Source organism: Amycolatopsis sp. NPDC051371 (genome assembly GCF_040682155.1).
Taxonomy (GTDB): domain Bacteria; phylum Actinomycetota; class Actinomycetes; order Mycobacteriales; family Pseudonocardiaceae; genus Amycolatopsis.
This window is the reverse complement of the sequence record NZ_JBFBAG010000063.1, coordinates 46,604-58,944: the sequence shown is the minus strand read 5'-3', so window position 1 is coordinate 58,944 and position 12,341 is coordinate 46,604. Positions and strand designations below refer to the sequence as shown.

Annotated in this window: 9 protein-coding genes and 1 pseudogene; 6 read left to right on the top strand and 4 right to left on the bottom strand. The window is 71.9% G+C overall.

Annotated elements, in window-relative coordinates; all coding sequences use genetic code 11:
- The 3 genes and pseudogenes from AB0M59_RS47205 to AB0M59_RS47195 all read right to left on the bottom strand — a co-directional run.
- Positions 1 to 155: pseudogene (locus AB0M59_RS47205) on the bottom strand (amidohydrolase); the annotation flags it as partial.
- 23 nt (positions 156 to 178) lie between these two features.
- Positions 179 to 829 carry a response regulator transcription factor gene (locus AB0M59_RS47200; RefSeq protein ID WP_364628821.1) on the bottom strand — a complete coding sequence of 217 codons (651 nt, stop codon included), beginning with the start codon at positions 827 to 829 and terminating at the stop codon, positions 179 to 181.
- Positions 826 to 2,622, bottom strand: a complete 1,797-nt coding sequence (locus AB0M59_RS47195; RefSeq protein WP_364628818.1) for a histidine kinase — start codon at positions 2,620 to 2,622, stop codon at positions 826 to 828. Before AB0M59_RS47195 ends, AB0M59_RS47200 begins: the two co-directional genes overlap by 4 nt.
- A 173-nt stretch (positions 2,623 to 2,795) precedes the next feature.
- Between AB0M59_RS47195 and AB0M59_RS47190 the strand changes: the two genes are divergently transcribed.
- Both AB0M59_RS47190 and AB0M59_RS47185 read left to right on the top strand, forming a co-directional pair.
- Positions 2,796 to 3,497, top strand: coding sequence for an ABC transporter ATP-binding protein (locus AB0M59_RS47190; protein WP_364628828.1), 702 nt, complete (start codon positions 2,796 to 2,798; stop codon positions 3,495 to 3,497).
- Complete coding sequence (locus tag AB0M59_RS47185) at positions 3,494 to 5,743, top strand: ABC transporter permease (protein ID WP_364628815.1); 2,250 nt, start codon at positions 3,494 to 3,496, stop codon at positions 5,741 to 5,743. The genes AB0M59_RS47190 and AB0M59_RS47185 overlap by 4 nt, the downstream gene beginning before the upstream one ends.
- 116 nt (positions 5,744 to 5,859) lie before the next feature.
- Here the strand turns inward: AB0M59_RS47185 and AB0M59_RS47180 are convergent, their stop codons facing one another.
- A complete protein-coding gene (locus tag AB0M59_RS47180) occupies positions 5,860 to 7,266 on the bottom strand; it encodes a hypothetical protein (protein WP_364628812.1) in 1,407 nt (468 codons plus the stop codon).
- 142 nt (positions 7,267 to 7,408) lie between these two features.
- Here AB0M59_RS47180 and AB0M59_RS47175 point away from each other — a divergent pair, with 142 nt between their 5' ends.
- From AB0M59_RS47175 to AB0M59_RS47160, 4 genes are all read left to right on the top strand, one after another.
- A complete protein-coding gene (locus AB0M59_RS47175) occupies positions 7,409 to 7,843 on the top strand; it encodes a hypothetical protein (protein WP_364628810.1) in 435 nt (144 codons plus the stop codon).
- A 4-nt stretch (positions 7,844 to 7,847) separates the two neighbouring features.
- Complete coding sequence (locus AB0M59_RS47170; RefSeq protein WP_364628807.1) at positions 7,848 to 8,435, top strand: hypothetical protein; 588 nt, start codon at positions 7,848 to 7,850, stop codon at positions 8,433 to 8,435.
- A gap of 223 nt (positions 8,436 to 8,658) precedes the next feature.
- The gene (locus AB0M59_RS47165; RefSeq protein WP_364628805.1) at positions 8,659 to 11,223 is read left to right on the top strand and encodes an AAA family ATPase; all 2,565 of its coding nucleotides are present in this window, start codon (positions 8,659 to 8,661) and stop codon (positions 11,221 to 11,223) included.
- Positions 11,224 to 11,353: 130 nt separating this feature from the next.
- The gene (locus AB0M59_RS47160) at positions 11,354 to 12,319 is read left to right on the top strand and encodes a glycoprotein (RefSeq protein ID WP_364628802.1); all 966 of its coding nucleotides are present in this window, start codon (positions 11,354 to 11,356) and stop codon (positions 12,317 to 12,319) included.
- Positions 12,320 to 12,341 lie beyond the last annotated feature (22 nt).

The following is a 12,341-nucleotide window of genomic DNA, read 5'->3' as shown; positions in this document are numbered from 1 at the left end:
AGGGTGGTGACCGGTGCGGCGGACTCGGGGGCGGTGGCCGCCGGTCCGCAGTAGGAGATGCGCCCGTCGGCGTCCACATCGACGACCGCGTCACGCAGGAGCGAACACGACGGATCGGCGGGGAGAACGACAGGGGCGTGGAAACGGCGTTGCATCTCTGGATACTACGCACCCTTAATTACGACACGACTCCACTCCGCCACGCCCAAGCGGCGATTTCCACGCGGTTGCGCGCGCCGATCTTGCCCTGCACGGACGCCAGGTGCGTCTTCACCGTCGACAGCGACAGGAACAGCTCGGCGCCGATCTCGGTGTTCGTCAGCCCGCTCGCCGCCGCCTTGACGACGTCCATCTCCCGCGCGGTCAGCGGCTCCGACGGCGGCGCCGCCTTCGGCCGGGCCGAGCCGCCGTCGAAGTGCTTGAGCAGCCGGATGGTGATCTGCGGCGAGACCAGCGCGTCGCCGCGGTCGGCCGCGCGGACCGCTTCGATCAGCAGCGCCGGGCCCGCGTCCTTCAGCAGGAAGCCGTGGGCGCCGTTGCGCAACGCCGTGTGCACGTACTCGTCGAGGTCGAACGTGGTGACCACGACGACCTTCAGCGGGTCGGTCACGTCCGGGCCGGCCAGCTGCCGGGTGACCTCGAGGCCGTCGAGGCCGGGCATGCGGATGTCGAGCAGGCAGACGTCCGGGCGCAGCTCGCGGGCCTTCGACACCGCCGAGACGCCGTCCGCGACGTCGGCGACGACCTCGATGTCGTCCTGGGCGTCCAGGATCATGCGGAAGCCCATCCGCACCATCTCCTGGTCGTCGGCGATCAGTACGCGGATCATTCGTCCCCTTCAGTGTCTTCTCCGGCCGCCAGCGGCAGCCACGCTTCGACCCGCCAGCCACCGTCCGGGCCGCGCCCGGCCGACAGCCGTCCTTTGAGCAGTGCGACGCGCTCGCGCATCCCGACCAGACCGTAGCCGCCCGATCCGCCCGCGGGCCGCCGCGTCGTCTCGTGCCCGTTGTCCGTCACCCGCAGGTGGAGTTCGGATCCGCTCACCTCGGCCAGGACGAACGCGTCGGTCGCGTCCGAGGCGTGCTTGCCGACGTTCGTCAGCGACTCCTGGACCAGGCGCAGCGCCGAGCGGCCGACTTCGTGCGGCAGGTCGGCCGGCAGGTCGAGGTGCATCGACGTCGGCACGCCGTGGTTGGCGCTCTCGACCAGCTTCCGCAGGTCGGCGCCGAGATCCGTGGTGGCCTGCTCGCTGAACTCGCTCGACCCGGCCGGCGCGTCGCCGCGCATCGAGCGGACCAGCCGCCGCATCGCCGCGAGCGCTTCGACACCGGCGTTCTCGATGCGGCCCATCGCCTCGACCGCGATCTGCGGGTCCTTCTCGGCCATCATCCGCGCGGCCTGCGCCTGCACGACGATGCCGGTGACGTGGTGGGCGACGACGTCGTGCAGCTCGCGGGCCAGCGCCATCCGCTCGGCGGTCTGCGCGTCGGCCACCGCGGACTGGACGACCGTGGTGCGCTCGGAGTCGCGCGACCGCAGCATCAGGCCGACGGCGATCGAGATGCCGAGCAGCAGCGCCGCGGCGAAGGCCAGGATGGACAGTGTCTGGGGGTCGCTCTGCAGGCCCCGGGGCTGGTCCGAGTTGAGGATCGCGCCGAGCGCGACGACGGCCGACAGGAGGCCGATCCGCGGCCACGTCAGGCTCAGGCCGCGGGCGCGGGTCAGGTTCACGATCACGCCCATCGCGGCGATGACCTGCACGAACGGCACGCCACCCGGCATCGGGTAGTCGTAACGCAGGTGCAGGAACGGCGTGACGACCGCGGAGAGCAGCAGCATCCCGGTGATGCCGAGGAGCGCGTCCGCGGGCCGCCGCGGCGACAGCACCGCGATGACGGCCGCGACGAGCGAGCAGAACAGGATCGGGAACCCGCGGGCGTTGCTCGAGTACGTGTAGCCGAACTCGAAGATCAGCGCGAACCCGAGCAGCCCGATCAGCGGCCACTGCCCCATGGCCAGCTCGTTCACCCGCTGCAGCTTCCGCGTCCGCGGATCACGCTTCGGGCCGCGGTCCCGGGCCGCGATGGCGGGCACCGCCGCGCCGGCGAGCAACAGCAGACCGAACAGCAGCCCCTGGGAGGCAGTGCCACCGTCGATGTTGCTGACGCCCGCGTACCGGCCGAAGACGGCGATGAGACCGCCGACGACCAGGACGCTGACCACGCAGAACGCCACGCCCGCCCGCGCCCGGCGGGTCACGTAGTAGACCATCTGCACCCCGGCCACGACCTCGGTGATGGTCACCTTCGGCAGCACGCTGGAGTAGGGCGGGACGTGGAACGCGTGGATGAAGAGGGTCGAGAACACCAGCACGGCGGCGCCGGTCACCCCGGCGACGGCCGCGCGCTTCTGGGACCACACCGCGCACGCCGTCATCGCGAAGATGCCGGGGAGCAGCCCGAAGTCGACGAACTTCGGGCCGTTGTCGTCGAGCGCCGCCTGCGTCGTGAAGACGAAGTCGAAGAGCAGGGCGGCGAACAGGACGGCCGAAGGGACGCCGATGCGCCGCACCAGTGCTGCGGTGCGTGCGTAGAGGTTGTTCGGCGGGGGCGCGGCGGTCACAACGCGACGTTAGAGGATCCGCGCGCGTTCGCACCTTGGCCGAGTGGCCCGCACTCCCTCGGCCGATCGGCCGATGCGGCACCGCCCGTGACTGGCCGTCTGCCCGAAGTGGACACCCCTTGATCTCCGCGAAGCTCATCGGCATCGAGACCCGAACCGACAGGGAGAACGTGGTGGACCCGAACACTCCACAGTGGACGAACGGACCGGTGCTCTCCGGCCGCGGACTGGTTAAGCGCTACGGCGCGCAGTACGCCCTGGCCGGCATCGACATCGACATCCAGCCGGGCGACGCCGTCGCCATCGTCGGGCCGTCCGGCTCCGGCAAGACGTCGCTGCTGCACGTCCTGGCCGGGATCCTCCGGGCCGACGACGGGCAGATCCTCCTGGCCGGGCAGCGGATCGACCACCTCGGCGAGAAGAAGCGCAGCGAGCTGCGCCGCACCGAGTTCGGCTTCGTCTTCCAGTCGGGGATGCTGGTCGCGGAGCTGTCGGCCGAAGAGAACGTCGCGCTGCCTTCGCTGCTGGCCGGGCTCGGCCGCAAGGAAGCCATCGACGCCGGCCGCCAGTGGCTTTCGCGCCTCGGCCTGGCCGGCAAGGAGCGCCGCCGCCCGGGGGAGCTGTCCGGCGGCGAGGCCCAGCGCGTCGCGATCGCGCGGGCGCTGACGCACCGGCCGAAGGTGATCTTCGCCGACGAGCCGACCGGCGCGCTCGACACGCGCACCGGCCGCGACACGATGGACGCCCTGCTCGGCGCCGCCCACGAGACGGGCGCCGCGGTGCTCGTGGTGACCCACGACCGCGAGCTTGCCGAGTCGATGCCGAAGACCGTCGCGATCCGCGACGGCCTGATCGCGACGAGGCAGGCGGCGTGAACTCGCTCCAGATCGCCCTGCGGGTGCTGAAGGTCGACCGGCGGACCCGGACGTCGGCGATCCTCACCGCGATCGGGGTGGCCGTCGCGACCGGGCTGGTGCTGCTGCTGGCGACGCTGCCGTTCGCCACGCAGCACCGCGAGCAGCGCGCCCTCTGGCAGGGCGAACACTTCTACAGCCGGAGCTCCGACGCCCCGGCCAAGATGCTCTTCAACTCGTCGAAGGACTACTTCGACGGGCAGCAGATCGTACGCGTCGACGTCGCGCTGACCGGCGGTGCCACGCCCGGCTCCATCCCGCTGCCGGCGGGGGTGCCGCAGCTGCCCGGGCCGGGTGAGACCGTCGTGTCGCCGGCGCTCGGCCGGCTGCTGCAGGGCCACCCGGCCGGTCAGCTTGCCGACCGGTTCGGCAAGCCCGTCGCCGCGCTCGGCGAGGACGGCCTCCGCTTCCCGGAGCAGCTCGTCGCGCTCGTCGGGCACACACCCGACGCGATGCCGGAGAACTCCTACCCGATCGCGGGCCTCCCCGGCGGGAAGGCGAGCCCGGACGGCCTGCTCATGCTGCTGTCCTGGGTCGGGATCATCGTGCTGCTGGTGCCGAGCCTGGTGCTGGTCGCGTCGTCGGCGCGGCTCACCGCGGCCCGGCGGGAACGACGGCTTGCCGCGATCCGGCTGGCCGGCGCCACGCCCGGCCAGGTCACGAACATGGTGGCCGCCGAGACGACGTTGTCCGCGGGCATCGGCGCGGTGCTCGGCCTGGTGCTGAGCCCGGCCCTGAGCGGCCTCGCGTCGTTCGTGCCGTGGGCCGGCGGCACCTGGCTCGCGTCCGACTTCGCGTTGCCGGTCGGCCTGACGGTGTTCATCGTCGTGGCCATCCCGGTGCTCGTGGTCCTGGCCGGCGTCCTCGGCCTGCGCCGCGTGCTCAAGAACCCGCTGTTCGCGACCGGTGGTCACACGAAGAAGCCGTTGCACTGGTGGCGGCTGCTGGCCCTGCCCGCGGCCGGGCTGTTCTTCCTCGTCGCGGTGACGACGGCGAAGGACTCCGGTGGCATCACGATGGTCATGGCGGGGCTGTTCCTGCTGGTCGGCTCGGCCGCGATCGTCGGGCCGTGGGTGACGTCGGCGGTGGGCGGCACGTTCGTCCGGATCTGGCGCCGGCCGTCCTCGCTGCTCGCCGGACGCCGCCTGCGTGACGACCCGAAGAGCGCCTACCGGGCGTCCGCCGGGATCGTGCTCGCGGTGTTCGCCGGGTCGATGGCGCTGACGCTGCTGCCGACCTTCGAGTCGATGGCCGGCGGCGGGCGATCGTTCCAGGACTCCGTGCTCTACGTCGACACCGACGCCCAGCACGCGGGCGTCATCGTCGGCCAGGCCAACGCGTCTTTGCAGAAGTACGGCCAGTCCGAGAAGGCGGTCGCCGTCGGCGAGATCTACCTCGCCAAGGGCGACGGCGGAAACCGCACGGTCCAGCGGGGCCTGGTCATGAGCTGTGCGGACGCGGTCAAGCTGACGCGGTTCGGGATCACGCCGGAGATGTGTGCCGGCGGGCCGGCGATCTACAGCGACTCGGCGCTCGACCTGGCGCAGTTCAAGCTCACCACCGAGTACGACACGCCGGGCGTGACCCCGATGTCGGGCACGCGGGTGGAAACCGTCCACTTCCCGGACCCCGATCTTTCGGGCTCGCTCATCATCGACCCGGCCGCGGTGCCCGAGAGCGTCACACCGAAGTACGTCACCGTGGTCGCGCCGACCACCGACGCGAACCGCGAGATCGTCCGGACGGCGCTGGCCGGTCCGGCCGCCGGCGCGGAGGTCGGCAGCCGCGACCAGTACCTGTTCAACCAGCAGACCGAGCTCGGCGACCTGCGCCGCGTCACGGTGATCGGGCTGGTCGCGGCGGGGATCCTGGCCGGCTGCAGTGCCGCGGTCGCGACCGCGGGCTCGGTGATGGACCGCCGCCGGACGTTCGGGGCGTTGATGGCCGCCGGCACGCCGGTGCGGGTGCTCGCGAGGGCGCTGCGGATGGAGGCCGCGCTGCCCGCGCTGGTCGCCACCATCGGCGCGGGAATCGTCGGGGTACTGGTCGGTGTTGGGCTCTACAGCATGGTCGACCCGCGCGGCATCGTGCTGAGCCCGTGGCTCCTGGCGCCGGTGGTGCTCGGGGTCGGGGTGGCCCTGCTCGGCGCGTCGGTCTGCACGCCCGCCCTCAAGCGGGTGCAGGCGGAGCCGCTGGCCGAGGAATAGGACGTTCGCCCCTCTGTCGGGGGAGGGGCGAGCACCGGGGGTACAGAGGGAGGTCGTGAGTGAGAAACAGTGTTAGAACACTGTTTCTCACTCACGACCAGCCGCGGCAGACCTGCTTACTCGACCGCGCCGTTCTGGGTCAGCAGGGTCTGGTACCAGGCGTCGTAGGGGTGGTTCGACGCCGGGTAGTTCGCCAGTGGCGTGGTCGCGTCGCCCGCGGAGTCGAAGTCCCAGCCGCGGACCAGCTTGCCGGACTGGCGCGCCGAGGTGATGAACGACGACTCCGTCGCGGGCGCCCCGTAGAACAGCGCGCCCTGCTGCAGCTCCGCGCTGTCGCCCTTCTGGAACTCGTCGAACGCGACCTGCCGGTAGCGGATCCGGTCACCGGCGACGCTCGCGGTGTCCACCCGCAGGGTGTTCGACGGCGTCGGGCCGTCCGCGCCGGTCCACACCCTCACGCTCCGGGTGCCGTTGGTGGCGGTGTCCTTGGCGAACCGAGCGTCGGACGTCTTGGCGTTGCCGGTCCACGCGACCGTCGTGGCCGCGAGCGTGCCGTTCCACGACCAGTTCTGGCTGCTGCTCTGGCTCTGGTGGATCTCCCGCAGGTGCGTCCCGTCGATGAACGCGACCGTCGGCTGGACACCGTTGTCGTACTGGTGGCTGGCCTGCCAGGTGATCTCGCCGTCGCTGCCGAGCTTGCCGACGTGGTACCAGAGGGTCGACGCGGTCTGCGACTGGTGGACCTCGACGAGGTCGCCGTTGTCGTCGAGCGCGACGGCCGGCGTCTGGCCGCTGTCGTACTTCCCGTGCCGCAGCCAGGTGACGCGGCCGTCTGCGCCGTAGGTCCCGGTCCAGTACCAGAGCGCGCCGCCGCCGGAGTCGTGCACCTCGACGATCTGGCCGCGGCCGTTCAGCGCGACGGCCGGGTGGTAGCCGACGTCGCGCTTGTACTCGCTGCGGCTGCCGCCGTCGCCCGAGAGCAGCGGCAGCACGCGCCCGCGCAGCGCGTCCACGGTCGGCGAGCCGGCCGGGTAGTCCTGCGCGCGCAGCAGCCGGCTGCCGAACACCGACTCCAGCTCCTGGTTGACCGCGACGAGGTTGCCCGCCGCGAAGTTCGCGTTGTCGGTCAGGTTGTCCTTGAGGTCGAGCATGACGACGATCGGCGCGGCCGCCGGGTGCGCCGCGGACCACATGTTGACGGTCGCCAGCCAGTCACGGAGGTTGTTCGACGCGGAGTTGCCGCCGCTGTGGTCGACGGCGTTGCCGGGCGAGTCGTGGCCGACGCCGTAGTCGTGGGTCGTGGCGTAGCCGTTGTCGTGCACGTCGAGCTCGACGAACCGGACGCCGTGGTCGAGCTGGTAGGCGATCGAGTTCTTCGCGCCGTCGACGTTGCCCGAATAGCTGTTGTGCGTGGCGCGGAAGACCGAGCCGGTGAACGGCGGGCTCGCGGCTTCGGCCGTCCCGCCGGTCAGCAGCGCGGCGGTGGTCAAGGCGGTGACGGCCAGAGCGGGCAGTCGGGTCATCCTCGGGTCCTCACGTCGGGGAACGGGGCCGTCCCATCCTGGCCGTCCGGGGCGGACGCTGTCCCGAACTCCGGGTGGAACGCCGTGGAACGCGAGTGGAACGCCTAGAAGGCGACAGCTGGACATCGAGGGAGGAAACACCATGACTTACGCGGGTGGACCCCAGTACCCGGACCCGACCGGACCCGTGCCGCCGCAGGCCGGGATGCCCGGCCCGCCGCCGCAGCCGCCTGCGGCCGCGCCGAAGAAGTCGAAGCGGCGGCAGAAGATCGTGCTCACCGTGTTCCTGATCGTCGTCGCCGCGATCCTCGCGCTGGTCTGGGTGGCCACCCGGTCCAACGGCGAGAACGCGCAGGTCGGCAACTGCGTCACCGAGAGCGGCGAGAACTACGTGAAGATCGTCGACTGCGGGACGCCCGAAGCGACGCTCAAGGTCGTCGCGCGCGTCGAGGACAAGACCCGGATCGAAGCGCAGATCAGCGCGTGCACGCCCTATCCGGACGCCGACCAGGTGTTCTGGCAGGGCAAGGAAGGCGAGACCGGCGTCGTGCTCTGCCTGGCGAAGACCGGCAAGTAGCCCGATGGCGGGCGGGAAGTTCTCGTTCACCGGCTCCGGTGAGGTCCGGGTCTCCAGCGGCGGGCGCACGCTCGCCGCGGCGGGCGACGTGATCGTGATCGGTGACCGGATCTTCCGGCTGGCCGAAGTGGACCGGGTCGCCTACCACGCGGCGGCCCGGCCGCACCAGGCCAGCTACGCGCTGGGCCTGGCCCGCGGCCCGGTGCGGAGCCGGTTCGTGTTCGACGCCTTCCGCCGCGGCAGCGAGCTCGAGGACGCGCGCGAAACGTGGCGGCGGCTGGTCGAGCTGGTCGAATCGGCGGCCTGCCCGCGGATCGCGCGCGCCGCGGTCGACGCCATCACGGCCGGCGCCACCGCCCGGTTCGGCGGGGGCGGGCATCCGCGGATCGACGCGGACGCCGAAGGACTGCGCCGACGGCGGTGGTTCGCGCCGAAGGTGCCGTGGGCCGGCGTGCTCGGCACCGACCTGCGCGCGGGCCAGGTGCGCGTGTGGACGGGCGGCCCGGAACCGGAGCTCGTCACCGCCATGGCGGGGTGGAACGCGGTGGTCCTGCCGCGCGTCGTAGGAATGATGGTCGCGCAGGAAAAATAATCACCGGAAAACCGATTATCACGATATCCCGGTAACGACCGGTAAATGTTCACGGAATGGGAGATCGACTGTCCGTTGTGTCGCATTTGCGACACCGTTCGTCGATTTATGCCAAATCGCCGCGCGGATTCGGTACTTGGCCGGGGCGCGCGTAGTCATTATCCGAGGAACGAGTGTGCGCGGGCATCCGGAACGCCCGTGAGGGGTTGGGGAGGCAGTGGGTGTGGCGAACGACTGGCCGCTGGTCGGCCGCGAACAGGAGCTGGCGTTCGCGCGCCGCGCGCTGGCCGATCCCGAGGTGTGCGGGCTGCTGCTGACCGGCCGCGCCGGTGCCGGCAAGACCCGCTTGGCGAAGGTGCTGCTGGCCGAGCTGGCCGGCGGCGGGGCGCGCACGCACTGGGTGCGCGCGATGTCGTCGGCCTCGACGATCCCGTTCGGCGCGTTCGCCCACCTCCTGCCCGGCAGCGCGGACGGCACGGGGGACCGCGCGCACCGGCTCAACCAGGTCGCCGGCCACCTGACCCGCGGCGCGGAGGGGCGCCGGCTGGTGCTGTGCGTCGACGACGCGCACCTGCTCGACGACCTGTCCGCGACGCTGGTGCACCAGCTGGCCGCGACCGCGTCGGCGTTCGTGCTCGTGATCGCGCCGCACGGCGTTAGCGTGCCGGACCCGGTGTTCGCGATGTGGAAGGACCGCGTCGCCGAACGGCTGGACATCGGTGAGCTCAGCCGCCCGCGGACCACCGAGCTGATCACCGCGGTGCTGGGCGGCCGGCTCGACGACGGCGCGGAGCACCGGCTGTGGCACCTGACGCTGGGCAACCCGCTGTTCCTGCGCGAGCTCCTGCAAGGCGGGCTCGACAGCGGCTCGCTGTCGGCCGAGGACGGCGTGTGGCGGTGGAGCGGTGCCTTGATGGCGACCCCGCGGCTGGTGGAGCTGATCGAGACCCGCACCGATCGGGTCGACGCCGACGAGCGGCGGTTGCTGGAGTTGCTCGCCTTCGGGGAGCCGCTGGGCAGCGAACCGCTGGTGCGCCTCGGTGCCGCGCGCGTCCTCGCCTCGGCCGAGCAGGCCGGGCTGGTCGTTTCCGAACGGACCGGGCGGCGGCTGAACGTCCGCCTCGCGCACCCGCTCTACGCCGACGTGATCCGGCGCCGGACGTCGCCGCTGCGCCAGCGCGACACCTACCGGATCCTCGCCCAGACCCTCGACCTCACCGGCGCCCGGCGCGCCGAGGACAAGCCGCGGCTGGTGCGGTGGCGGCTGGCCGCCGGGTTGCCGACCGACCCGCAACTGGTTCGGGCGGCCGCGGAGACGTTGCTGCGCAAGGACTTCCCGCAGGCCGAGCAGCTGGCGGCCGAAGCCGTCCGGATGGGCGGCGGCTTCGGCGCGAAGTTCCTGCTCGCCCAGGTGCGGGTCGCGGGCGGCCGGCACGCCGACGCCGACTCGCTGCTGTCCGAGCTCGCGGGCGAAACGGTGTCGGACGCCCAGCACGCCCGCGTCGCCGCGACCCGGGCCCGGAACCTGGCGTTCGGCCTGAACCGCTTCGAAGAGGCGGCCGCGGTGCTGGACACGGCCGAGACGGCGGTGTCGGGGACTCTCGACGAACTCGTGACCGCCCGGGCGGCCCTGCGGGCGGCGGCCGGTGCGTCGCGCGAGGCATTGGAGCTGCTCGGGCCGGTGCTGGACCGCAACCGCCGTGGCGACGCCCTCCGGCTCGCGGCGCTGGTGGTCGCGGCCGGGGCGCTGGCTTCGACCGGGCGGACGGAAGCGTGTCTCGGCGTCGTCGACGAGGGACTGGAGATCGCCTCCCGGATCTCGGACGCTTTCGCGCCGGGGGCGCGGGTCCGGCTGGAGCACGCCCGGATCGTCGCGCTGTGCCGGGCGGGCCGGCTCGAGGAGGCCGAAGACCGGGCCGGGGACGACTACCGGGACGCCGTCCGCGACCGGTGGGGCCCGGCGGTCGCGGGCGCGGCGGCGTCGCTCGGGACGGTCGCGCTCGCCTACGGCAACATCCGCGGCGCGATCCGCTGGCTGCGGGAAGCCCTGGCCGCGGACGCGCACGACCAGCCGCACGAGTTCCGCCCCGCCGTCGCCGCGGCGCTGGTCCGGGCGACGGCGATGAGCGGCCGGGTGGCGGAGCCGCTCGGCGACCGGGACGGCGCGTGGGTGGCCGCGGCGCGGGGCGAGCTGTCCCGGGCGGTGGAGCTGGCTGCCTCCGCCGCTTCGGCTGCTTCAGAGGACGGTCGGCTCGCGATCGCGGCCGAGATCCGCCACGACCTGGTCCGGTTCGGCGCCGAGCCCGGGGAAATCCCGGCCACGGGCGGGATGGCGGCGCTCTACGCGGCGCACGCTTCGGCTGTCGGGGACGCCTCGGAGCTGGACGCGGTGGCTTCTTCGTTCGCCGACGCGGGCGCGCGGCTGCTCGCCGCGGAGGCCTCGGCCCAGGCGGCGCGGGTGTATCGCCTGGAGGGCAAGAACGGCAGCGCGGCGATGTCGGCCCAGCGATCGCGGGCGTGGCTGGCGTCCTGTGAGGACGCCGCGACGCCGGCGCTTTCGTCGCTGGAGACGCCGTTGGATCTGACGGTGCGGGAGCTGGAGATCGCCCGCCTGGTGGCCACGGGGTTGACGAGCCGCGCGGTCGCGGACCGGCTCGTGGTGTCGGTGCGCACGGTCGACAACGTGCTGCACGGGGTTTACGCGAAGCTGGGTATTTCCGGGCGCCGTGAGCTCGCTTCGGTGGTAGGCCCGCTCGTCTCGGGGAGTAGTCCCGGCGACGGTCCATAGGTAGTCCGCGGCCGCGGTCGTGAGCAAGCCGAGTAGGCCACTACTCATGACCGGAGCGCCCGCCGGCTCAAGACTGGATGACAACGGAGGGGCACGGGCTTCACCGATCCGAATGTCAGGAGTGCACAGGATGACGACTTCATCGGGGAATCAGTTCAACGAGCAGGCCTCCACGGGTGGCGGCGGGGACATCTTCCAGAACGAGCAGGGCTCGGGTGGTCGGGGTGGGGACCAGTTCAACGAGCAGGCTTCGACTGGTGGTGGCCGTGGGGACATCTTCCAGAACGAGCAGGGTTCCGGCGGTCGCGGTGGGGACCAGTTCAACGAGCAAGCTTCGACGGGTGGTGGCCGTGGGGACATCTTCCAGAACGAGCAGGGCTCGGGCGGCCACGGCGGGAATCAGTTCAACGAGCAGGCCTCGACCGGTGGCGGGCGCGGCGACATCTTCCAGAACGAGCAAGGCTCCGGCCGCGGCGGAAACCAGTTCAACGAGCAGGCGTCCGCCGGCCACCACGGTGACGTGTTCCAGAACGAGCAAGGCTCGGGCGGCCACGGGGGCGGCCAGTTCAACGAGCAGGCGTCCACCGGCGGCGTGGGAGACATCTTCCAGAACGAGCAGGGTTCCGGTGGTCACGGTGGGAACCAGTTCAACGAGCAGGCTTCGACCGGTGGTGGCCGTGGGGACATCTTCCAGAACGAGCAGGGCTCGGGTGGCCACGGTGGGAACCAGTTCAACGAGCAGGCCTCCACGGGCGGCCACGGCAGCATCTTCCAGAACCAGCAGGGCTCGGGCCACCACGGCGGCGACCAGTTCAACGAGCAGGCCTCGACCGGCGGCCACGGCAACATCTTCCAGAACGAGCAAGGGTCCGGCGGCCACAACCAGTTCAACGAGCAGGCCTCCACGGGCGGCCACGGCAACATCTTCCAGAACGAGCAGGGCTCGAGCGGCCACCACGGCGGAAACCAGTTCAACGAGCAGGCGTCCTCCGAGCACCACGGCCACGAGAGCCACGAGCACGAGCACCACCACGGCGGCGGTCACCACCAGGACCACCACGACGAGCACCACCACCACGACGCCGACCACTACTGAGCCGGCGAAGAACAGTAAGGAA

Excerpts from the sequence above, each read along its gene's own strand:
- AB0M59_RS47200 (WP_364628821.1), bottom strand. The coding sequence starts at position 829 with ATGATCCGCGTACTGATCGCCGACGACCAGGAGATGGTGCGGATGGGC.
- AB0M59_RS47180 (WP_364628812.1), bottom strand. The coding sequence starts at position 7,266 with ATGACCCGACTGCCCGCTCTGGCCGTCACCGCCTTGACCACCGCCGCG.
- AB0M59_RS47175 (WP_364628810.1), top strand. The coding sequence starts at position 7,409 with ATGACTTACGCGGGTGGACCCCAGTACCCGGACCCGACCGGACCCGTG.
- AB0M59_RS47170 (WP_364628807.1), top strand. The coding sequence starts at position 7,848 with ATGGCGGGCGGGAAGTTCTCGTTCACCGGCTCCGGTGAGGTCCGGGTC.
- AB0M59_RS47160 (WP_364628802.1), top strand. The coding sequence starts at position 11,354 with ATGACGACTTCATCGGGGAATCAGTTCAACGAGCAGGCCTCCACGGGT.